Consider the following 21,883-nt stretch of genomic DNA (forward strand, 5'->3'; position numbering starts at 1 on the left):
CCCCGGCCCCCGGTGCTGCATCCCGCTCGAGGATGTCCATGCGCGAGGGACCGAGAGGCGAGATCAGCGATGCCGACGAATTCCGGACCCACCGTCGTCCTGGTCCATGGCGCGTTCGCCGACGCGTCGGGCTGGCGCGACGTGGCGGACAACCTGCGCGCCCAGGGCTACTCCTGCTACGCCCCCGCGAACCCGCTGCGCGGCGTGCGCCCCGACGCGGAGTACCTGCAGTCCTTCCTGAGCACGCTCGAGGGGCCGGTCGTCCTCGTCGGACACTCCTACGGGGGCTGCGTCATCACCAACGCGAGCCCGGGCCTGCCCGGTGTCCGCGCGCTGGTCTACGTGGCGGCGTTCGCCCCGGACTCGGGCGAGACCCTCACGGAGTGCCTCGCGCTCGGGGGTGGGTCGACCGACCTGGCCATGAACCTGGTCCTGCGCCCCTACCCGGACGCCCCCGACGGCGACGTCGACGCCTACATCAAGCCGGAGTCGTTCCACCGGCTGTTCTGCGCCGACCTCGACCCCGACCTGGCCGCGTTCATGGCACTGAGCCAGCGCGGGGTCGCCGCGTCGAGCCTGGGCACCCCGTCGGGCACCCCGGGATGGCGGACGATCCCCAGCTGGAGCCTCGTCGCCGGGAACGACACCACCATCCCGCCCGAGGCCGAGCGGGCGATGGCCGCCCGCGCCGGGGCGACCGTCCGGGAGATCCCCAGCTCGCACGTCGCGATGATCAGCCACCCCACCGAGACCACCGAGGTGATCGTGGAGGCCCTGAAGGCCACCGACTGAGGCGGATCGCCTCAGTGGCGCTCCGCGAGCGCCGAGGTCAGCCGGTCCACCGAGCCGGTGAGGTTCCAGCGCTGGGCGAGCTCGGCGAGCCGGTCGGCGTCGACCGGCTCGTGGGGGAGGGCACGCCTGGTCCCGGTCCAGTCGATCGGTGCGTCGGGCGCCACCCGCACCACCCCGGGCGCCACCGTCAGGTACTCGGCCGCCTTGACCATCTTCGCGCGCACCGCCGAGGACAGCCTCGGGTCACCGCCCTCGACGACGGCGCCGATGAGGTCGGCCCACGAGTCGAACTTCGACACGACCTGGGAGGCGGTCTTCTCCCCGACCCCGGGCACCCCGGGCAGGCCGTCGGAGGGGTCACCGCGCAGCATCGCCATCTCGGCGTAGCCGTCGCCTGCACGCGACACCGGGACGCCGTAGCGGGCCGCGACCTCCTCGGGGCCGTACACCTCGTACTTGGAGACGCCCCGCGCGATGTAGATGATCCGCGTGGTGGTCGGCTCCTCCCGGACCAGCTGCAGGAGGTCGCGGTCCCCGGAGACGACCTCGACCGCCGCCGTGGCCTCCGTGGCGCACAGCGTCCCGATGACGTCGTCGGCCTCGTAGCCCTCCGCACCCGCCGTCGGGATCCCGGCGGCCGCGAGGACCTCGAGGATGATCGGGACCTGGGCGCCCAGCTCCGCGGGCGCGGCCTCGGCGTCGGGTCCGCCGCCGGTGTTCGGGTCGGACGGGTCGATGCCGCCGGAGGTGTCCACCCGGTGCGCCTTGTAGGACGGGATCGCCCGCACCCGGAACGCCGGGCGCCAGTCCCGGTCCAGGCACGCGACGACGCTGCCGGGCTGCCGGGCGCGGATCAGGCGCGCGACCATGTCGCAGAACCCGCGCACGGCGTTGACCGGCGTCCCGTCCTCGGCGGTGAGCGAGGCCGGGACCCCGTAGAACGCGCGGAACCACAGGCTGGCCGAGTCCAGCAGCATCACGGGGCCGTCACTCATGGTCGGCAAGCGTGCCAGGCTCGTCCGACACCGTGCCTGCGGCGTCCTCGGCGCCCGCGGTGACCCACCGCGCGTACCGCGTGCCCGCCACCAGCAGGACCAGACCCGCGCCGAGGAACACCGCGACGCGGGCGAGCCCGTCCAGCGCGACGAGGTCGAACAGGATCAGCTTGGCCACCGCCGCGACGACGAGCACGCCGCCGAGCACCCGCGGCAGGCTCACCGCCTCGTCCCGGGGGCCGCGCACCAGCAGGACGAGCGCCAGCGCGGTCCAGGAGATCGTCACCAGCACGTGCCCGGCGAGGAACCCGGAGCGGGTCGGGGAGACCGCCAGGGCCAGGGTCACGACGAGTCCCGCGGCGCCGTACAGCCCGAGGACGCCGAGCGCCGCGGTCGCGACGGCGGAGCGCTGCCGCGAGGCGAGGTGCCCGAGCCGGCCGAGGGCCGCGAGCAGCGCCGCGGACGTGGTGATCATCAGGAGGCCGACCACCGCCATGGCGAACATCGACGCGCGTCCGCCGGGCAGGCCGTCCACGACGACGTCGACCGGCAGGTCGCGGCTCAGCGCCAGGACGAAGCCGACCGCCCCGAACACCCCGGCCGCGACGAGCACCCCGGTCCGGCGGACGGCGCGGGCCACGACCGCGAGCACCGTGGCGACGGCCAGGAACACCCCGCCCTGGGCCACACCGGTCAGGGCCAACGGGATCGCATGGAGCCCGACGACGGCGGCCGCGGCGGCCGCGACCGTCGCGAGCGCCGGAGTCGCGGGCACCCGGCCCACGCCGCGCTCGCACACCGCGCCGACCGCGAGCAGGACGACGACCGCGACGACGTCGACGAGCGCCCCCGCCGGGCGCGGCAGCATCCCGGCGACCGCGAGGAGCGGGAGCACCGGCAGGGCGAGCACGATCCCGGCGACCACGACGGCGCCCGAGGGTCGGGTCCGCTCCTGGTCGGCCGTGCCCTGACCGGTGACGACCAGTACGAGCGCCGTGGCCGCGGCGACCAGCACGAGCGCCCCGATCGCCGCGGTGAGCTCGGCGGCCGGCCGTCCCGTGCCTCCGGAGACGGCGGTGACGACCGCCGTCGAGACGAGCCCCGCGAGCGTCGCCCCGGCCACCGCGACGCCGACCAGCGACGGCCAGCCGCGCCGCGCCGCGACCGGGAGGGTGACGACGGCGAGGACGACGAACAGGGCGACGAGCAGCGCGCCCGCGGTGTCGACGACGAAGGGGAGGAGCAGGCCCGCGCCGACGACGACGCCGAGGGCGAGGCCGTGACGGCGCCAGCGGTCGGCGAGGGCCAGCCCGCCGCCGGCGACGAGCAGGGCGAGCACGAGGGCGACCGGCGCGGGCAGGAAGGCGTAGAGCGAGGTGGCCGCGGCGACGGTGAGGTAGAGCGCCGTGATGCCGGTGGCCGCGAGGGAGACCGAGCCGGGGTCGGCGGCGGCCCCCGCGTCCTCGGTGTCCCGCCGGCGCCGGTGGAGCACCACCCCGGCCCCGACGAGGCCGAGCCCGACGGCGGCGCCGAGCACCACCCGCGCCTCGGGGCCGAACCACCCGCGCGAGGCGGCGAGGACCAGGAGGAGCACGACGCCGAGCAGGGTCACGCCGGCCCCGGTGACGGCCAGGAGCCGCGCGCCCGTCAGGCGCGGCAGCCGGGGCCCGGTGTACGCGGACCGCTTCGGGGCCGGCGGCGGGGCGGGCTGCGGGCCGGGCTGCGGGGCGGGCCACGACGAGCGCGTCGGCGGCGGGGTGGCGGGGCGCGGGGCCCACGGGGAGCCCGCTCCGACCGGCGTCGCCGGACCCCGGGGCGCTCCGGAGCGCGCGCCCGGAGCTCCGGGGATCCACGGGCCGAGTCCGGCCGGGAGAGGCCCGGCGGGAAAGGGGCCCGGAGGCGCGGGCTCGCGGGCCGGGGCGCCGGTCGTCGTGGCACCCGGAGCTCCCGCGGACGATCCCGAGGGGCGCAGGGCCCCGAGGTCGTCGCGGACCCGGGAGAGACGGGCGCCGAGATCGGCGAGCTCACCGTCGAGACGGTCGATGAGGGCGGTGTGATCGGCAGGGCTGCTCATGGCGACAGCCTTCCGCGGCCTGGCGCCATGGGGGAGGGGGCTTCTACCTAGGCCCCGCCCCGGGCGTCAGGCGAGGTCCTGGAGACCGGGCAGCCGGTGCTGCTCGTCCGGCCGGGGCAGGGTTCCCTCGGCGAGCACCTGCTCGTGGATCTGGACGAGCGCGCGATGCAGCGGGGCGACGAGGTCGTCGTCCACACCGTCGAAGAACATCCGGCGGACCACGTCGGCGTGTCCCGGCGTCGCCGCCGTCAGGACCTCGCGTCCCGCGGCGGTCAGGACGGCGTCGGTGGCGCGGCGATCCGTGGCCGAGGAGCCGAGCTCGACGAGTCCGCGCCCGCCCATCCGCCGGACGTGATGGGAGACGCGGCTGCGTTCCCAGCCGATGCGCGCCGCGAGCACCGTCACCTGCAGCCGACCGCCGGGGACGTCGGCGAGGGCGTTGAGCACGTCGTAGTCGGCCAGGGAGAGGTCGCTGTCGGTCTGCAGCTGACGGTTCATCTCGTAGTTCAGCCGCAGCATCACGCGCATGTAGGCGAGCCAGGCCTCCTGCTGCTCGCCCGACAGCGGTGACACCGAAGAACGTGACATGTCACGTACTCTAACGGCCATGGAGACGATCCCCGACCTGATGCACGCGAACCTGATCGAGGTCTTCGGGGAGCGCGACCGCGACCGTCGCCGGGCGGCGATCGCCCGGACCTACTCCGAGGAGGTCGTCATGCACGACCCCGAGGGCGTGGTCACGGGGCACACGGCGCTGGACGTGAAGGTGCAGACCCTTCTCGACGGTGCGCCGGGGTTCGTCTTCCGGGCCGTCGCGCCGCTGCGCGAGTGCGACGACCTCGGGATGCTGGCCTGGGAGTTCGGACCCGAGGGCGAGCCACCGGTGGTCACCGGCATCGACATCGCCCTCGTGAGCGGCGGCCGGATCACGTCCCTGCACACGATCCTGACCTGAGCGCAACGCCGGCCGGGCCCCGGAGGGCGGATGAGTGCTCACCTGGCGCAGCCACCTAGGCTCTCCGGCATGGGGTCCCCGCTCGCCGACCAGGTCTCGTCCCGTCTCGACCGGGCCCGCCGGCTGGCCGCCGAGGCCGGCGTCGACGCCCTCGTCGTCACCCCCGGCCCGGATCTCCAATACCTCGCCGGGGTCGTCAAGCACTCGCACGAACGGCTCTCCGCACTGGTGCTGCCGACGCAGGACGAGGCGGCCTTCGTCGTGCCCCGGCTGGAACGGCCGGGCCTCGACGGCAGCGGGGTGGACCAGGCGGGCATCCGTGTCCTGGACTGGGTGGACGGCGAGGATCCCCACGGTCTGGTCGCGGCGTGCCTCGACGGCGCGAAGCGGGTCGCGGTCGCCTCCGACATGCCCGCGCTGCACGTGCTCGGGCTCCGCGACGCGCTCCCGCTCGCGACCCAGGAGCTCGCCACGCCGGTGCTGCGCGAGCTCCGGATGCGCAAGGACCCGGCCGAGGTCGAGTACCTGCGTCGGGCGGGCGCGGCCATCGACGCCGTCCACGCCCAGGTGCCCGGCTGGCTGCGCGCCGGGCGCACCGAGGCCGAGGTCGGCGCGGACATCACCGCGGCGATCGTCGCGGCCGGGCACACCGAGGCCGCGTTCGTCATCGTCGGATCCGGACCGAACGGGGCGAGCCCGCACCACGAGGTGTCCGACCGCGTGATCGAGACGGGCGACGTCGTCGTCGTCGACATCGGCGGCCCGCTGCCCGAGGGCTACAACTCCGACTGCACGCGGACCTACGTCGTGGGCGGCGCGGGCGCCGGGATCACTGACGTCTACGCGGTGCTCCAGCGCGCCCAGGCCGCCGCGGTCGCGGCCGCCCGCCCGGGCGTGACCGCCGAGAGCGTCGACGAGGCCGCCCGCGCGATCATCCGCGACGCCGGGTATGGCGAGTACTTCGTGCACCGCACGGGGCACGGCATCGGCCTCGAGGTGCACGAGGAGCCCTACATCGTGGCCGGCAACGCGCTGACCCTCGAGCCGGGGATGGCGTTCTCCATCGAGCCCGGCATCTACTTCCCGGATCGCTGGGGCGCACGGATCGAGGACATCGTCGTGGTGACCGAGGACGGGTGCGAGGCGGTCAACACCCGCCCGCACGACCTGCTCTCGTGCTGAACGCGGCCACCCACGCGCCGCGAGGGGAGGGTCCCGTCGCTCGTACCGACCGGGGGTTCCCCTCGGGCCGCGTGGCGGTCGCGACGCGTGCCGTCGGGGCCGTGGTCGCCGGGCTGGGTCTGTACGCCGCGTTCCCGCCGCTGGGCTGGTGGTGGGCCGCGCCCCTCGGCGTCGCGCTGCTACTGACGGTGGTCGACGGGCGCCGGGCGCGGGCGGCGTTCGGCTGGGGTGTCCTGGCCGCGCTCGCCTACCAGTACCCGCTGCTGCACTGGACCGGGACGTACGTCGGGGCCGTGTGGCTGGGGGCGCTGGCGGTCGTGGTGCTCGCCGTGGCGATCCCCGTCGCGCTGTTCCCGCTGGTCCGCCGGGTCCCCGGAGCTCCGCTGTGGATGGCCTGCCTGTGGGTGGCGGGCGAGGCGGCGATCGAGCGGCTGCCCTGGGGCGGGTTCCCGTGGGCCAAGCTCGCGTTCGGGCAGGCGGGCGGGGCGTACGCGAGGCTGGCGTCGCTCGGGGGCGCGCCGCTGGTGAGCTTCGGCGTCGTGCTCTCCGGGGCGGGCCTGTGGTGGTTGTCCACGGTCCTCGGCCGGCCGACGTCCGGGCGCCCGCGCGCGGCCTCCGGCGCACTCGGGATCGCCGGGGCGCTGGTCGCGGTCCTGCTCGGGCCGGTCGCCGGGCTCGTGACCCCGGCCCACCCCGCGACCGAGCCGGGCGAGGAGACGATCACGGTCGCCGCGGTCCAGGGCAACGTGCCCCGGGCCGGCCTGGACTTCGCGAAGCAGCGGCGCGCGGTGCTCGACAACCACGTCCGCGAGACCCGGCTGCTCATCCAGCGGGTCGCGGCCGGCCGGACCCCGCGCCCCGACCTGGTGATCTGGCCGGAGAACTCCTCGGACATCGACCCGTTCGCCAACGCCGACGCCCGCGCCGAGATCCAGGCCGTCACCGACGAGATCGGTGTCCCGGTGGTCGTGGGGGCCGTGCTGCGGGGGGCCGTCAACGCCGCGGGCACGGCGTACGTCGAGGGACCGCGCAACGCCGCCGTCGTCTGGACCCCGCGCAGTGCCACCAGGCCCAGGGGCCCCACCGACCAGTACGTCAAGCGCCACCTCCTGCCCTTCGGGGAGTACATCCCGTTGCGCGGGCTCGCCTCGCTGTTCTCGTCCGACGTCGCCCGCGTCGTCGACTTCCAGCCCGGTACCGGCACCCCGGTGCTGGCCGCCGGTCCGGCGCGCCTCGGCGTCGCGACCTGCTACGAGGTGGTGTTCGACGACGACGTCCGGGACGCGGTCACCGGGGGCGCCGACCTGCTCACCGTCCCGACGAACAACGCCACCTTCGGCGACACGAACATGACCTACCAGCAGCAGGGCATGAGCCGGCTGCGGGCGATCGAGCACGACCGGGCCGTCGTCATCGCCGCCACCAGCGGGCAGAGCGCGGTCATCGCCCCCGACGGCGCGGTCGTGGACCGGACCGGGGCGCTCTACACCCCCGGCGTGCTCGTCGACCGCGTGCCGCTGCGCACGACGACGACCCTCGCCACGCGGCTCGGACCCGCCCCGGAGTGGGTTCTCGCGGCGCTCGGGGTCGGCGCCGCCGCCGCAGGCGCGGGCCTGGCGGTGAGACGGCGTCGTCCGGGCGGGGAGCCGGGGGAGACCCGATGACCCCGGACGACCCACCCGCGGACGGCCGTCGGGTGCTCGTGGTCGTCCCGACCTACGACGAGCGCGAGAACCTGCCGAGCCTGGTCGAGCGGATCCTGGCGACCGTGCCCGGTGCCCGGGTGCTCGTGGTCGACGACGGGAGCCCCGACGGCACCGGCGCCCTGGCCGACGCCCTCGCCGAGCGCGATCCCCGACTGTCCGTGCTGCACCACCACCCCCGGCGGGGGCTCGGCGCGGCCTACGTGGACGCGTTCGCCTACGTCATGGCCGCGCATCCCGAGTCCGAGGTGGGCTGGATCGCCGAGATGGACGCCGACGGTTCCCACGCGCCCGAGGACCTGCCCGCGCTGCTCGCGAGCGCCCGGACCGACAGCGCCGACCTCGTCCTCGGGTCGCGCTACGTCCCGGGCGGGCGGGTGGTGAACTGGCCCTGGTACCGCAACGCGCTCTCCCGCTCCGCGAACGTGTACTCGCGCCGGGCGCTGCGGCTCCGGGTGCGCGACGTCACCGGAGGGTTCCGCCTGTTCCGGCGGGCCGTGCTCGAGGAGATCACGCGCACGCCGGTGTCCTCGCAGGGCTACTGCTTCCAGGTCGACATGGCCTTCCGGGTGCAACGCGGCGGCTTCCTCGTCCGGGAGGTCCCGATCACCTTCACCGAGCGCGCGGCCGGGGCCTCGAAGATGAGCGGCGCCGTGGTCCGGGAGGCCCTGTGGCGGATCACCTCGTGGGCGATCCGGGATCGGCTCAGGACACACGAAACCCCGCCGTCCTGACGGACGACGGGGCCGGTGTATGCGATCACGCGCTCTCCGAGCGGCGCTCCTTCAGCAGCCCGAGTCGCTCGTCGAGGAGCTCCTCCAGCTCGGGCACCGAACGACGCTCGAGCAGCATGTCCCAGTGGGTACGGGGCGGCTTGGTCTTCTTCTGCTCGGGCTCGGTGCCGTCGATGCGCTTGCCCTCTTCGCCGTGGAGGCGGCACTCCCACGTGACGGGCGCCTCGGCGTCGTCGGAGAACGGCACCTCGAAGTCGTGCCCCTTGGGGCACCGGTAGGCGAAGGAGCGGCGGGGAGCGAGGTCGTGGTCGCGGTCGGTCTCGTAGCTGACGGCTCCGAGGCGGCTTCCACGGAGGACGCGGTCGGCCATGAGTGCTGTCCTTTCCTCGACTGCGTGCGCGACGTTCCCGGACGGATCCGCGGACGACGCTCCAGGTCCCAACGCCCGGCGGGCCCGGTTCGTTCCCGTGATTCCCGACGGACGTATGGTCGTGATCCGACTCACGCATGCGACGCGCGACGAATCCCGACCCCTGGCACACATCGATGTGTCCATCCAAGTGTTACCCCTGGTCCGGGTAGATCACACCGCCGGCGGAGCGCCCTCCCACGCCTCGCGCACCATGAGGACCTCCCGGAGCAGGTCCGGACGGTCGGTCATGAGGCCGTCGACACCGAGGTCGAGCAGCCGGTGCATCTCCGAGGCGCGGTCCACCGTCCAGACGTGCACCTCCAGTCCCGCGGCGTGCGCGGCCCGCAGCATGGTGGCGTCGACGACCGGCAGACCACCGAAGCGCACGGGCAGTTGCGCGAGGTCCCCGCCCACCGGTACGTGGCGCCCGATCACCCCCGGCAGCACCGAGCGGGTCCGCAACGACAGCGCCGCCCGGGCCGACACCCCGGTGACGACGCGGTCGGAGAACCGTTGCCGCACCGCACGCAACCGGCCCTCATCGGTGCTGGCCACTGCCACGCGCTCGGCCACGTCGTCGCGCTCGAGCAGCTCGAGCATGGGCCGCAGGGTGCCGGGGGACTTGAGGTCGACGTTGAACCGCATGCCCGGCAGCGCCTCCAGCGCCTCCTCCAGGCGGGGCAGCTTCTCCCGGCCGCGTACCAGCACCGGCGCCACGTCGGCCCAGTCCATCGCCCGCAGCACCCCGGGGTGGCCGGCGACGCGGCGCAACGTGGCGTCGTGGTGCACGACGAGGACCCCGTCGCGGGTGGCGTGGACGTCGGTCTCGATGTACGAGTAGCCCTCGTCGCGGGCCCGGAGGAACGCCGCCAGGGTGTTCTCCAGCCCGGCGAGATCCCCGACGTGCCAGCCGCGGTGGGCGAACGCCCGGGGCCGGGAGGCGGCAAGGTACGGATGGTTGCGCGCGACCGGGATCACGGGCGGCAGTGTGCCCGACGGCGGCGTCCCGCGGGTGTCCGGAGCACGGCCCGCACGCCACCAGGAGTGCCTCGGTCCGCTCGGCCACGACCCCCACATGGAGTGACATTCGCCCGATTGCGGTGACGGAACGACGACAAGTCGTGATCACAACAGCCCGACGATGATCAGGCGTCACTCCCTGGCCACCTTGGGGGGATACGACACATGGAGTAGTGTCCTGGCGGTTACCAACGGAGGCGAATTCGGGGGACGGATGGCGCGGTCGCGGCACGGGCGCTCACGGAGCGGGTCGTCGTCGACCGACTCCGGGCTCCCGTCGTGGGCGCAGCGCCACCTCGACGAGGCCGGCGACGCGACGCCGGCCGAGGTGGCCCCGACCGCGACCCTCAGCAGCCACCGCCGCGCGTCCGCGGCCGAGCCGAGCAGGCTGCGCGGCTGGGGCGTCGCGATCGTCTCGGTCGCCGCCGCCGTCGGCGCGGTGCCGCTCGCCATCACCTCGCTCGCCAACGACAGCTCCGACGACCCGCTGCCCAAGGTCGACACCTACACGGCCGGGTCTCCCGCGTCACTGCCGGCGGAGAACGGGGCCGATGGTGGCGCCGCTCGCCGCACCGCTCCCGGCGCCGTCCCCGGCACGCCCGGCCCCGTGGGGAGCGACCCGGCCACCGCGGGCGTGCTCGTTGTGCCGCCGGTCGCGGCCGCTCCGATCGTGCCCGCGAGGGCCGCCCCCACCACGGTCGTGCCCGCCGCCGTCGTGCAGTCCAGCCCGACGGTCGCGCCGACCACCACGCCGAAGGCCACCACCCCGCGCTCGGCCACCCCGACGACCTCGGAGTCCACCGAGCAGAGCCGGTCGGCCACGAAGCCCCCCTCCTCGAAGCCCGCGGCCCCGAAGCCCAGCACCAAGCCGCAGGCGCCCGCCTCGAAGGCGCCGGCCCCGAGTAGGCCGCAGGGACTGCTTCCGAGCGTGGTTCACTCCGGAGAGAAGGCCGTCAACGGCGTCGTCGACACGGCAGGCAGCCTCGTCGGCGGCCTCTGAGCGCCCTGGGGCTCCCGATCAGACGGCACTAGGCAGTTGATCATGGAATCGTGCACGCTCTGACGCGCCGGATTTCCATGATCGCGAGCTCGTGAGCGACACGCCCAAGAATCAGCAGCGACGCGCTCACGAAGTTCAGATCTCCACAACCCGCGCGGCCTTCACACGCGAGCACGACGAGCCCACTCTCCTGCCCCTGCCGGCGCGTTCCCCGCCAGGCGGCGCGTTTCTCGGCTAAGCAGATGATCATGGAAACGAGCGCGAGCGGTGTGCGGATTTCCATGATCGATTGCCTAGGCGCCCGGCCCCTTCGACAACGACGAGCCCCCGCCCGGGGCCGGCATCCCCGGGACCGGCCGCGTCAGGGGAGTCGGGCGCCTTCCTCCAGGGCGGACGCGTAGAGATCGCCGTGCTCGGCGATCCGCGCGAGGACGTCCTCGGGCGAGAACACCAGCGTCTCCGGGTCGGTGCAGTCCTCGACCTCGGCCCACGTCAGCGGGGTCGACACCGTCGGGGCGCCGTGCGCGGCCCGCGCCCGCAGCGAGTACGGCGCGACGGTCGTCTTCGCGGTGTTGTTCTGGCTCCAGTCGACGAACACCTTCCCGCGCCTGCGGTCCTTGGCCATGACGCCGGTGACGGTTGCAGGGGTCTCCCGCGCCAGCGCCTCCGCGACGCGCTTGGCGTACTCGGAGGTCCGCGACGGTTCCTCGTCGTCGGCGAGCACGACGGGCGCCGTCATCTGCATGCCCTTCGAGCCGCTGGTCTTCACGCTCGCGACGAGGCCGTCGTCGTCGAGACGCGCGCGGATGCGCCGGGCGACCGCGGCGCACTCCACCAGCCCGGTGCCGGGCCCCGGGTCGAGGTCGAAGACGAGCTCGTCGGGCGGGAGCGGGTGGTCCCCGGCGTCGACGCGCCACTGCGGGACGTGGAGCTCGAGGACCGCGAGGTTGGCGAGGTAGACCAGCGCGGCGAGCTCCTCGACGACGACGAAGGATGCGCTCGAACTCCCCCGGGAGGATCCCGGCGTGGGGACGACGACGGTGCGCAGCCACGACGGGGCGTTGCGCCCGGCGTTCTTCTCGTAGAACGACTCCGCATCGATGCCGTCGGGGAAGCGGCGCAGGGTCACCGGCCGGCCGGCGAGATGGGGGAGCAGGGTGTCCGCGACGCGGGCGTAGTAGTCCAGGACGGCGTTCTTCGGAGTCCCCGGATAGAGCTCCTTGTCCAGGTTGGACAACTTGAGGGTGCGGCCGCCGACCGAGACCCGCGGGGACTGGACGTCGCCGGCGGAGCGGTCCTTGGCCGTGCTCCCGTCGTCGACGCGGCGCGTGACCAGCCAGTCCTTGGGATCGTCGTTGCGCGCGGGCCGGAAGAAGACGAAGCGCCCGTCGACCCGCTCCCCGCGCAGGGTGACCGCGACCTCGTCGTCGCTCCACTTCTCGGTCTCGTAGGTCCCGGAGTCCCAGACGGTCATGTTCCCGCCGCCGTACTCGCCCTTCGGGATCTCGCCGTGGAAGTCGAGGTACTCCAACGGGTGGTCCTCCGTGTGTACGGCGAGGCGCGGTGTGCCGGGCTTCTCGGGCAGGCCCTTCGGCACCGCCCAGCACACCAGGACGCCGCCGCGCTCGAGGCGGACGTCGTAGTGGAGCCGGCGGGCATGGTGCTCCTGGACGACGAACCGGCCGCCGGAGTCGGTGTCGGTACCCCCGACGTCGCCGAACGGCTCCGATGTACGACCGGGGTCCCGTTTAGCCCGATACGTCCCGAGCTCGCCCATTCCTTCCCCTCTCGTCCCGCCTCGGTGTGCCCCCACGGTGAAGGATCCCACTGCCGAGGCCCGTGCCACCCGTCCCACGCGGGCATACGCTGCGATCCCGGACAGCTGATCGGTGCCGGAGAGCCGACGCCGCGCGAGCGAGGGTGGCGAGATGACGGTGGCTCGGAGTGCCGCACACGAGCAGGCCGTGGCGGCAGCGAGAGCTCGCTTGGCCGCGTTGCCCGCGGACGCGCCGGTCCGGCTGAAGAAGCGCACCTCGAACCTCTTCCGGTTCCGCGACGGCCGGGGCGGGCTCGAGGTCGACGGGCTCGACCGCGTCCTGCACGTCGATCCCGAGGCCCGCACCGCGGACGTCGGGGGCATGACCACCTACGAGGACCTCGTGGCGGCCACCCTGCCCCACGGGCTCATGCCGCTCGTCGTCCCGCAGCTCAAGACGATCACTCTCGGGGGCGCGGTCGTCGGGCTGGGCATCGAGTCGACGTCGTTCCGCGACGGGCTGCCGCACGAGTCGGTGCTCTCCGCGGACGTGCTGACGGGCGCGGGGGAGATCGTCACCGCGACGCCCGACGGGGACCACGCCGACCTCTGGGCGGCCCTCGCCAACTCCTACGGCACCCTCGGCTACGCGGTGGCGCTGCGCATCGAGCTCGCGCCGGTGGAGCCGTTCGTGCGCCTGCGGCACATCCGCTTCGACGACGCGGCCTCGCTCGCGAAGGCCGTGGACGTCATCACCGCGGAGCGGTCCTACGACGGCGAGGCGGTCGACTTCGTCGACGGCACCGTGTTCGGTCCCTCCGAGACCGCCTCCGGCCGCGCCGAGCAGTACCTGACGCTGGGCCGGATGGTCACCGAGGCGCCCGCGCTCTCGGACTACACCGGCCAGGACGTCTACTACCGCTCGATCGCACGCCTGGCGGACGAGGCGGGCGTGGACCACCTGAGCATCCACGACTACCTCTGGCGCTGGGACACCGACTGGTTCTGGTGCTCGCGGGCCCTCGGGGTGCAGCACCCGCTCGTGCGCCGGTTCTGGCCCGGCCGCTACCGGCGCTCGGACGTCTACCGGCGTCTCGTCGCGCTCGACCGGCGCTTCGGGATCTCCGAGCGCATCCAGACCCGCGTGACCGGCGCGGCGGGCGTCGAGCCGATCATCCAGGACGTCGAGGTGCCGGTGGACCGGCTCGCCGAGTTCCTCGACTTCTTCCACACCGAGATCGGCATCTCGCCGGTCTGGGTGTGCCCGTTGCGCCCCCGCGACACCGGGTCCGGTCCGCGGAACTGGCCGCTCTACCCCCTCGAGCCGGACACGACCTACGTCAACGTCGGCTTCTGGTCGGACGCCCTCCTCCACGAGGGCATGGCACCGGACCACCACAACCGGCTCATCGAGCAGAAACTGATGGATCTCGACGGGCACAAGTCGCTGTACTCGACCTCGAGCTACACCCGGGAAGAGTTCGACGCGCTCTACGGCGGCGAGGCCTACCGCCGCCTCAAGGCGCGCTACGACCCCGCGGGACGCCTGCCTGACCTGTACACCAAGTGCGTCACCGGCTGACGCCGCATCACGAGCAAGGAGGAGCCGTGGGAGTCGCCGAGCTGTTCAGGCCGGTGGTGGGGGCGGACGCCCCGATCACCGTCCGCGCCTACGACGGAAGCGTCTCGGATCCGGACAGTGGCGGCTCCGTCGCGAGCGTCGACATCCGCACCGAGACCGCGCTGGCCTACCTGGCCGGATCCCCGAACACCCTCGGGCTCGCCCGGGCGTACGTGTCCGGCCATCTCGACGTCGAGGGTGACCTGTACACCGCGCTGACCGCGATGAGCCGGCTGACCATCTCCGACGTGTCGCCCGCGACCCTCGCGACGACGGCGCTGAAGCTGGCCCCGGTCCGGCTGCGGCACCGCAACCTCGCGCCGCCGGCGCAGGAGCACCGCCAGCACGGCTGGATGCACTCGAAGTCGCGCGACGCCGAGGCGATCGCCCACCACTACGACGTGTCGAACCGGTTCTACGAGCTGGTCCTCGGCCCGTCGATGGCCTACACGTGCGCGGCGTACCCGAGTGAGACCTCGACGCTCGAGGAGGCGCAGTTCGCCAAGCACGCGCTGGTGGCGGACAAGCTCGCGCTCGAGCCGGGCATGCGTCTGCTCGACGTCGGGTGCGGCTGGGGCCAGATGTCGATGCACGCCGCCGAGCACCACGGCGTGCAGGCCCTCGGCGTGACCCTCTCCCGGGACCAGGCGCTGTGGGCGCAGAAGGAGGTCGCCCGCCGCGGACTGGGCGACCTGGTCGAGATCCGGCACAGCGACTACCGCGACGTGCCCGAGGGCGAGTTCGACGCCGTCAGCTCGATCGGGCTCACCGAGCACATCGGGCGTGCGCAGCTCAAGTCGTACTTCTCGTTCCTGTACTCGAAGCTGCGCGCGGGCGGCCGGATGCTCAACCACTGCATCACCCGACCCGACGCGCGGCACCGGTCGCACGCCGACCCGTTCATCGACCGCTACGTGTTCCCCGACGGCGAGCTGCTCCCGGCGGGCTACCTGATCTCGAGGATGAACGGCGCCGGGTTCGAGATCCGCCACGAGGAGAACCTGCGCGAGCACTACTCGAAGACGCTCAAGGCGTGGACGGCCAACCTCGAGGCGAACTGGGACGAGTGCGTGGCCGAGGCGGGCGAGGGCCGGGCACGGGTGTGGAACCTCTACATGCCCGCGTGCGCGGTCGGGTTCGACCTCAACAACATCCAGCTGCACCAGGTCCTCGGGGTCAAGCTCGACGACCGCGGGCGCTCCGGCTTCCCGCTGCGGCCGGTCTACTGAGGCGCCTCGCCACGGAAGCGGCGGGCGGCCCCGGCCATGCGGGCGTCCTCGGCGTCGAGGCGGCGCTGGTCGCCCGTCCGGTCGGCGACCCCGACCGGCCCGGACCGGGGGCCGGCACCCGACCCGTGCGCCATGTCGGCGATGTGGGCGTCCGCGAGAGCGAGCAGCCCGTCGAGCACGACGTCCCCGGTCCGCGGGGCGGCCTGCCAGTCCGGACCGGGCTCGGGCCGGGCGTGGGCCGGGCGCCGCGGTCCCCGGCTGCCGCCGCGGCGGCGAGGAGCGGGGTCGGCCTCGGGGGCCGCGGGGGAGGGCGGCGCCCCGCCCCGCTCGGTGATGAGCTGGCGGAGCTTGGTCAGCGCCCGGTGCTGGGAGACCCGGACCGCCCCCGCGGTGGATCCCACGGCCTCCGCGGTCTCCTCGGCGGAGAGCCCGACGACGACGCGCAGGCGCAGCACCTCCCGCTGCTTCTCGGGTAGCTCGGCGAGCAGCGCGGCCATCTCGACGGAGTCGGCCTGCGCGAGGGCGTGCTGCTCGGGCCCCTCGTGGAGATCCTCTCCCTCGGGCAGCTCGTCCATGGGGTCGGACCGGTCGCGGCCTGCCGCGCGGTGCGCGTCGACGACCTTGTGCTGGGCGATCCCGTAGACGAAGGCCAGGAACGGCCGACCCTGGTCCTGGTAGGTGGGGAGGGCGCGCAGGACGGCCAGGCAGACCTCCTGCGCGACGTCGTCGGGGGTGGCGTTGACCCGGTCGTACCCGCCGAGGCGGCTGCGGCAGTACCGCACGACCAGCGGGCGGAGGATCCGCAGGAGGGTGTCCATGGCGCCGCGCTCGCGGGCCAGCGCGGAGGCGACGAGCCGGTCGAGCTCGCGGGGGTCCGCCCCGATCTGATTGCCGCTCACCGGGGAGCGTCCCCACCCGGCGCCGAGCCAGGGTCGGCGGCGGCCACCACGAAGGCCCACTGCCGCATGGCGTCGTGGAGGCGGCCCGGCAGCTCGGCCTCCGGCAGCCCCAGCTCCGAGGCCATCCGGTCGTCGGGGACACCCAGCCAGCGCAGGACGGCGAGGTCGCGGGCGAGCGGATCGAGGTGGGGGAGGGCCCGCAACGGGCGCGCCTCGTCGGCGGCGAGCAGGCGCCAGGGATCGGGGTGCCGCCAACCGGGCTCGAAGGAGCGCGCCGCGAGCACCGACCGCGGGGCCGGCGGGCCGGCCGGGCGAGGCCGGTGGGTCGCGGGCCCGGTGTGCCCGCCGAGGCTCCGGGCGGTGCGGGTCAGCTGCAGGCCCATCTCGACGATGCGGTCGTTCTCGGCCGCCGCCCCGAGCTCACCCCAGCTGCTGTGCATCGCCGCCCGGGCCAGCAGGAAGACCTCGTGGGGCGTCGCGCCGTAGGCGTGGCCGAACACCGTGACGAGCACCTGGACGAAGGCGTCGTGCCGCCGGAGGAAGTCGAGCAGACCCTCGGGATGCTCGTCCCGGTCGACGCGCTGGGACGTCATGCCCGCCCTCGCCGCACCGCGGGCGCGCGAGGCGCCATCGTCTGCTGCTCCACGTACTCGATCACCCGTGCCCCGAACCCCCCTGGCGTGATCACCGGGTGCGGGGCCGACGGCCCGCTCCACCCGAGCGGTGATCACCTGACGTCGCGACGAGCCACGATCGGGGTCACCGGTCATGCGTCGTCGCCACGCCGTCGTGTGACTCCACCGTGACCGACGCCCCGGCGGTCGGGAAGGCCCTCGTCGTCCGGCGGCGCGTCCCGTGGCCTCAGTGGCGCTTCGTGGGGCCACTCGCGTGACGGCCACGCCCACCACCGGTCACCTCACCACGACGAACGGTGAACGGTCGGTCCGACCGGGCCTAGCAGTTCCGTCCTACCGGGCCCGTTGTGTACGCCGTTCAGCGTAATTTTGGGTTGGCGAATGGCGGTGAGGCGTGGATCGGCAGGCAGCCGAGGGGGAGCGGCCCGATGATCGGGGCACCGCGCGGGGGAGGGGGAGGGTGATGCGTTCGCCGGGCCGGCCGGGTTCCCGGGCGGCGGTGCTGCTCGCCGTGCTGGCGGGGGTGCTCGTCGTGGCGGGCGTGGTGCTGGGCGTCGTGGACGGGCGCGCCTCGGCCCGCGCCGACGACGAGGCCGCGGCCGTCGCGGCCGTCCGGACCCATCTCACGGACCTCGTCGCGGCGCCCTCCTCACCGACCGCGCGCACCCGGGCCGTCGACGGCGCGACCGGGACCTGGCGGGCGCGGCTCGAGGGCGGGACGCCCCCGGCGGCGGCCGGCTCCGCGGTCGTCGTCCGCGCGGTGGGCCTGGAGTCGCTCGACGGCGACTCGGCCCGGGTGCTCGCCGCGGCACGGTTGGCCGAGGGGACGTCGCAACGGGCGTGGCGGGTGGAGGCCGGCCTCACCCGCGAGGACGGCCGGTGGCTGGTGAGCGATCTGACGGAGGTCCGGTGACGACCCGCACCCGGTTCCTCGTGGTGGGCCTCGCGGTCGTGGTGCTCGCGGCCGCGGTCGTCGTCGGGCTGCTCGCGAAGCGCGCGGTCGTGGCGGGGGAGACCGACGCCGCGGCGCGGGACGGAGCGCAGGCCGCGGGGGCACTCACCCCGGTGCTGCTGGGCTACGACTGGCGCACCGTCGAGGCCGACGCCGAGCGCATCGACAGCGTCACGACGGGGCCCTTCGCCGAGCAGAACCACGCGATCGTCGCCGGCCTCGTCGTCCCGGCCGCCGTGGACGGTCACGCCACCTCGACGGCCACGGTGTCGCGGGTCGGGGTGGTCAGTTCCGCACCGGACCGCGTCGAGACCGTGGTGCTCTACACCCAGACCACCACCCGCGACGGCGCCCCGTCGGCCCGGAGCGACGCCCGCAGCGCCCGCGTCGTCCTCGAGCCCGGACCCGACGACGGACGCTGGCTCGTCGCCGGGTTCGACGCGCTGTGAGCCTGGTCAGGCCGGGGCGTCGAGGAACGCCGTGATCGCCTCGGCGACCCGCTCGGGTGCCTCCAGCTGCAGGAAGTGCCCGGCGCCGGGCACCGCGACGACGCGCTCGGCGGGGAGCACCCCGGCGGCGAGGGCGCTGGTCTCGGCCCGCACGCAGCCGTCGTCGGTGCCGTAGAGGTAGAGCAGCGGGTGGGTCGGCGTGCCGAGCACGGCCCGCTCCTCGCGGCGGTAGCGGGGCAGCTGGCGCCAGCGCTGGGCCCAGGCGCGGTAGTAGCGCAGCGCAGCGGTACGGCGGGCGGGGGAGTCGAGCGCGGCGAGGACGCGGGGCACGTCGTCGGTCGAGTCGTACCCGGGGGACCAGTCGGCCCAGAGCCGCGTGACGAGCCGGGGGAGCACCGCCTCGGACAGGCCGGGGATCTGCTGGAAGAGCATGTACCAGCTCGCGCGGAGCTGGCGGGCGACGATCCCGGCCTCCCGCCGCCGCACGGCGACGGCCGCGAACCCGAGCGGCGGCACGGCCATCGTCACCACCCGCGACCACAGGTCCGGGGCGTGCACCGCGGCGCCGTACGCGGCGACCGCGCCCCAGTCGTGCCCGACGAGCAGGGCGGGCCTGCGGTCACCGAGGGCCCGGCGCAGCGCGACGGCGTCCGCGACCAGGGCTCCCGACTGGTAGCAGCCGTCCGGGGCGAGCCCGGTCGGCGCGTAGCCCCGCAGGAACGGCGCCACGACCCGGTACCCGCGCGCGGCGAGGACCGGCGCCAGGTGGCGCCAGGACCACGCCGTGTCGGGATAGCCGTGCAGCAGGACGGCGAGGGGCCCGTCCTCGGGACCGGTCGTCAGGTACGCGATGTCGAGCTCGCCCAGCCGTATCCGCTGCATCTCCACGGGCGCCGACCCTAGGAGGCGGCCCGCGGTCACTCCCGACCGGAGGAGATCCAGTCGTCGGAGGAGAACGTGAAGTTGCGGCCGCCCTCGACGAGATCCGCAGCGGCGTCCAGGCGCGCCTTCTGCCCCGCGGTCAGCGTGAGCCCGACGGCGCCGGCGTTCTCGACCACGCGCTGCGCGGAGCGCGTGCCGGGGATCGGGACGGTGGGCACCCCGAACGCCGCACCCTGCGCGTAGACCCACGCGAGGGCGATCTGCGCCGGGGTGACCCCGAGCTCGGCCGCGACCTCGCGGACGACCTCCACGACCTTCTGGTTCGCCTCGAAGTGGTCGGCGAGACGCGGCTGCTTGGACAGCATCGTCGACGCGACCCGCTCCGCGGTCACCGTGCCGGTGAGGAAGCCGCGCCCGAGCGGGCTGTAGGGCACGAAGCCGACGCCCAGCTCACGGGCCTTCGGCACGACGTTCGCCTCGACGTCCCGGGACCAGATGCTCCACTCGCTCTGTACCGCGGCGACGGGGTGCACGGTGGTCGCCTCGGCGAGCTCGGCCGCGGTGACCTCGGAGAGCCCGAGGTGGCGGACCTTGCCCTCGGCCACCAGCTCGGCCATGGCGGCGACGGTGTCGGTGATCGGCAGGTCGAGCTGGCGGCGGTGCATGTAGTGGAGGTCGATGGTCTCGACGCCGAGGCGGCGCAGCGAGGCCTCGCAGGACTGCCGGACGTAATCGCGGTCGCCGCGGGTGGGTACGGCACCGTCGCCGACCTTGCCGGTGATGCCGAACTTCGTGGCGAGCTGCACCTCGTCACGCCGGTCGGTCAGCACGCGCGCGAGCAGTTCCTCGTTGGTGCCTGCCGGGCCGGTGCTGCCCTCGCGCGGGGTGCCGTAGACGTCGGCGGTGTCCAGGAAGGTGACGCCGGCGTCGAGCGCGGCGTGCAGGGTGCGGACGGCGTCGTCGGGATCGGTCGTGCCGTAGACGTCGGACAGGGCCATCGAGCCGAAGCCGAGCGCGCTGACGTCGAGGCCGTTCCCGAGGGTGACGGTCGGAAGGCTGGTCATGGGAACGACGCTAGGAGCTGCAGCGCGCTCGATCGCAAGGTTCCCGCCGCCGGTTGATCGGGCGGTGGGCTCACCCGGCCCCGAGGCCCTCGACCCCCTCCATTGATCAGGAGCACGTGGAGCAGGTTGGCGGCGCGGCCCCGAGGTCTGATGTGCCCTTGATCAGGATCCAGGGATGTCCCGCCGAGCGCTTCGGCCTCTTCGGTTGATCAGGAGCACATGAGGCGGGACGGCGGGCCGCCCAGGACGCCTGACGTGCTCCTGATCAATGGCCACGGGTCGCGCGTGGCCGCGGGGCTCCCAGCCCAGGACGTCCTGACGGTGTCCGCGCTCGCCAAGATCAACTGCTTAGGGCGCCGGGGAGAGGTGGCCGATGCTCACCGGACCGCGCACCCCGCAACGCCAAGGCGGAGCACTTCACCCACTGAGCACTTCCACCCCGTCCTACCGATCCGATAATCGACATTATGTCAGATAGGGCTTCGGGGGTCGTGTCGGATACGGCGGCCCAGGACTCCCCGCTCGTGCCGCGGGCGACGACCGCGTTCGGCGGCTCTGCGAAGGAACGGGAGGTGGGATACTCCGGCCTGTGGACGTCGACGTACGCACGCGGAACCGGGTGACCGTCTCCGGGCGCGCGGGCGCCCGGCCGTTGATCTTCGCGCACGGTTTCGGGTGCGACCAGGACATGTGGCGGTTGGTCGCCCCGGCGTTCGCCGAGGACCATCAGCTCGTCCTGTTCGACCACGTCGGTGCGGGCGGATCGGATCTCTCGGCCTGGAACCGGGTGCGGTACGCGACGCTCGAGGGCTACGCGCAGGACATCGTGGAGATCGCCGACGAGCTGGACCTGACCGGGGCGGTCCTCATCGGACACTCGGTCAGTGCGATCATCGGGGTCCTCGCCGTGACGCGGGCGCCGCACCGGTTCAGCCAGTTGGTCCTGGTCAGCCCCTCCCCCCGCTACATCGACGACCCGCCCTACCGTGGCGGGTTCAGCGAGGCGGACATCGACGAACTGCTGGAGTCGCTGGACAGCAACTACCTGGGCTGGTCCGGGGCGATGGCTCCGGTGATCATGGGAAATCCGGATCGGCCCGAGCTCTCGGACGAGCTGACCAACAGCTTCTGCCGTACCGACCCCGAGATCGCCCGCCACTTCGCCCGCGTCACCTTCACCTCGGACAACCGCGATGACCTCGGGCGCGTCCAGCTCCCGTCGCTGGTCCTGCAGTGCCGACACGACGCGATCGCGGCCGTCGAGGTGGGCCGCTACGTACACGACTCCCTGGGCGACAGCAGATTGGTGATCCTCGAGGCGGCCGGGCACTGTCCGCAGCTCAGCGCCCCCGACCAGGTGGTCTCCGCGATCCGCGAGTTCCTCGCGTCCTCGGTCCCCTCGAGGTCGTGACCGCGGACGACGGGACGGCCGCCGATATCGAACCCCTGCTCGAGGAGACGGCCGAGGACCTCTACGAGCATGCTCCGTGCGGATATCTCTCGACCCTGCTCGACGGACAGATCGT

The 21,883-nt window shown here is 74.0% G+C and carries 22 protein-coding genes; 11 read left to right on the top strand and 11 right to left on the bottom strand.

The genetic code is table 11. From position 1 onward, the window contains the following. Positions 1-69: 69 nt before the first annotated feature. Complete coding sequence (locus VGI02_RS27695) at positions 70-792, top strand: alpha/beta fold hydrolase (RefSeq protein WP_331633056.1); 723 nt, start codon at positions 70-72, stop codon at positions 790-792. Between the two features lie 11 nt (positions 793-803). On the opposite strand, the gene VGI02_RS27700 is transcribed toward VGI02_RS27695, so the two are convergent. From VGI02_RS27700 to VGI02_RS27710, 3 genes are all read right to left on the bottom strand, one after another. Further along, complete coding sequence (locus tag VGI02_RS27700) at positions 804-1,787, bottom strand: 5'-3' exonuclease (protein ID WP_331633058.1); 984 nt, start codon at positions 1,785-1,787, stop codon at positions 804-806. Beyond that, complete coding sequence (locus tag VGI02_RS27705) at positions 1,780-3,861, bottom strand: DUF2339 domain-containing protein (RefSeq protein ID WP_331633060.1); 2,082 nt, start codon at positions 3,859-3,861, stop codon at positions 1,780-1,782. The genes VGI02_RS27700 and VGI02_RS27705 overlap by 8 nt, the downstream gene beginning before the upstream one ends. 66 nt (positions 3,862-3,927) lie before the next feature. Further along, positions 3,928-4,449 (bottom strand): MarR family winged helix-turn-helix transcriptional regulator, encoded by a 522-nt coding sequence (locus VGI02_RS27710; protein ID WP_331633061.1) that lies wholly within the window; start codon positions 4,447-4,449, stop codon positions 3,928-3,930. 19 nt (positions 4,450-4,468) lie between these two features. Here VGI02_RS27710 and VGI02_RS27715 point away from each other — a divergent pair, with 19 nt between their 5' ends. The 4 genes from VGI02_RS27715 to VGI02_RS27730 all read left to right on the top strand — a co-directional run bounded on the left by VGI02_RS27715 (position 4,469) and on the right by VGI02_RS27730 (position 8,438). Then, positions 4,469-4,819, top strand: coding sequence for a nuclear transport factor 2 family protein (locus VGI02_RS27715; protein WP_331633063.1), 351 nt, complete (start codon positions 4,469-4,471; stop codon positions 4,817-4,819). Positions 4,820-4,888: 69 nt separating this feature from the next. Beyond that, positions 4,889-6,001, top strand: coding sequence for a M24 family metallopeptidase (locus VGI02_RS27720; protein WP_331633065.1), 1,113 nt, complete (start codon positions 4,889-4,891; stop codon positions 5,999-6,001). 71 nt (positions 6,002-6,072) lie between these two features. Continuing rightward, positions 6,073-7,665, top strand: coding sequence for an apolipoprotein N-acyltransferase (gene lnt / locus VGI02_RS27725; protein ID WP_331633067.1), 1,593 nt, complete (start codon positions 6,073-6,075; stop codon positions 7,663-7,665). Further along, entirely contained in the window at positions 7,662-8,438 is a 777-nt protein-coding gene (locus VGI02_RS27730) for a polyprenol monophosphomannose synthase (RefSeq protein WP_331633069.1), read from the top strand. The genes lnt and VGI02_RS27730 overlap by 4 nt, the downstream gene beginning before the upstream one ends. Positions 8,439-8,463: 25 nt before the next feature. Here VGI02_RS27730 and VGI02_RS27735 read toward each other — a convergent pair whose 3' ends face one another. Together VGI02_RS27735 and VGI02_RS27740 are read right to left on the bottom strand one after the other, a co-directional pair. Then, positions 8,464-8,808 (bottom strand): RNA polymerase-binding protein RbpA, encoded by a 345-nt coding sequence (locus VGI02_RS27735; protein ID WP_169186238.1) that lies wholly within the window; start codon positions 8,806-8,808, stop codon positions 8,464-8,466. 213 nt (positions 8,809-9,021) lie between these two features. Next, a complete protein-coding gene (locus tag VGI02_RS27740) occupies positions 9,022-9,828 on the bottom strand; it encodes a glycerophosphodiester phosphodiesterase family protein (protein ID WP_331633071.1) in 807 nt (268 codons plus the stop codon). Between the two features lie 256 nt (positions 9,829-10,084). Here VGI02_RS27740 and VGI02_RS27745 point away from each other — a divergent pair, with 256 nt between their 5' ends. Further along, entirely contained in the window at positions 10,085-10,870 is a 786-nt protein-coding gene (locus VGI02_RS27745; RefSeq protein WP_331633073.1) for a hypothetical protein, read from the top strand. 40 nt (positions 10,871-10,910) lie between these two features. Here VGI02_RS27745 and VGI02_RS27750 read toward each other — a convergent pair whose 3' ends face one another. Both VGI02_RS27750 and ligD read right to left on the bottom strand, forming a co-directional pair. Further along, positions 10,911-11,153, bottom strand: a complete 243-nt coding sequence (locus VGI02_RS27750; protein WP_331633075.1) for a hypothetical protein — start codon at positions 11,151-11,153, stop codon at positions 10,911-10,913. Positions 11,154-11,231: 78 nt separating this feature from the next. Then, a complete protein-coding gene (gene ligD / locus VGI02_RS27755; RefSeq protein ID WP_331633077.1) occupies positions 11,232-12,647 on the bottom strand; it encodes a non-homologous end-joining DNA ligase in 1,416 nt (471 codons plus the stop codon). Between the two features lie 151 nt (positions 12,648-12,798). On the opposite strand from ligD, the gene VGI02_RS27760 reads away from it, so the two are divergent. Next, positions 12,799-14,208: an FAD-binding oxidoreductase gene (locus tag VGI02_RS27760; RefSeq protein WP_331633079.1), complete on the top strand. Its 1,410-nt coding sequence runs from the start codon at positions 12,799-12,801 to the stop codon at positions 14,206-14,208. A 26-nt stretch (positions 14,209-14,234) separates the two neighbouring features. Beyond that, entirely contained in the window at positions 14,235-15,476 is a 1,242-nt protein-coding gene (locus VGI02_RS27765; protein WP_331633081.1) for a class I SAM-dependent methyltransferase, read from the top strand. Here VGI02_RS27765 and VGI02_RS27770 read toward each other — a convergent pair. After that, on the bottom strand, positions 15,470-16,375 hold the full coding sequence (locus tag VGI02_RS27770) for a sigma-70 family RNA polymerase sigma factor (RefSeq protein ID WP_331633083.1): 906 nt from the start codon (positions 16,373-16,375) through the stop codon (positions 15,470-15,472). The genes VGI02_RS27765 and VGI02_RS27770 overlap by 7 nt on opposite strands. Then, positions 16,372-16,968, bottom strand: coding sequence for a hypothetical protein (locus VGI02_RS27775; RefSeq protein ID WP_331633084.1), 597 nt, complete (start codon positions 16,966-16,968; stop codon positions 16,372-16,374). The genes VGI02_RS27770 and VGI02_RS27775 overlap by 4 nt, the downstream gene beginning before the upstream one ends. Before the next feature lie 505 nt (positions 16,969-17,473). Here VGI02_RS27775 and VGI02_RS27780 point away from each other — a divergent pair. Next, positions 17,474-17,923 carry a hypothetical protein gene (locus VGI02_RS27780; RefSeq protein WP_331633086.1) on the top strand — a complete coding sequence of 150 codons (450 nt, stop codon included), beginning with the start codon at positions 17,474-17,476 and terminating at the stop codon, positions 17,921-17,923. Further along, a complete protein-coding gene (locus tag VGI02_RS27785) occupies positions 17,920-18,411 on the top strand; it encodes a hypothetical protein (RefSeq protein ID WP_331633088.1) in 492 nt (163 codons plus the stop codon). Before VGI02_RS27780 ends, VGI02_RS27785 begins: the two co-directional genes overlap by 4 nt. Positions 18,412-18,417: 6 nt before the next feature. Here the strand turns inward: VGI02_RS27785 and VGI02_RS27790 are convergent, their stop codons facing one another. Both VGI02_RS27790 and VGI02_RS27795 read right to left on the bottom strand, forming a co-directional pair. Continuing rightward, positions 18,418-19,293 carry an alpha/beta fold hydrolase gene (locus VGI02_RS27790; RefSeq protein WP_331633094.1) on the bottom strand — a complete coding sequence of 292 codons (876 nt, stop codon included), beginning with the start codon at positions 19,291-19,293 and terminating at the stop codon, positions 18,418-18,420. Between the two features lie 35 nt (positions 19,294-19,328). Beyond that, on the bottom strand, positions 19,329-20,357 hold the full coding sequence (locus VGI02_RS27795) for an aldo/keto reductase (RefSeq protein WP_331633090.1): 1,029 nt from the start codon (positions 20,355-20,357) through the stop codon (positions 19,329-19,331). A gap of 589 nt (positions 20,358-20,946) precedes the next feature. On the opposite strand from VGI02_RS27795, the gene VGI02_RS27800 reads away from it, so the two are divergent. Beyond that, positions 20,947-21,768, top strand: coding sequence for an alpha/beta fold hydrolase (locus VGI02_RS27800; RefSeq protein WP_331633092.1), 822 nt, complete (start codon positions 20,947-20,949; stop codon positions 21,766-21,768). The last annotated feature ends 115 nt before the right edge of the window (positions 21,769-21,883 follow it).

Origin of the sequence: Actinomycetospora sp. (assembly GCF_036497245.1) — a bacterium.
GTDB lineage: Bacteria > Actinomycetota > Actinomycetes > Mycobacteriales > Pseudonocardiaceae > Actinomycetospora.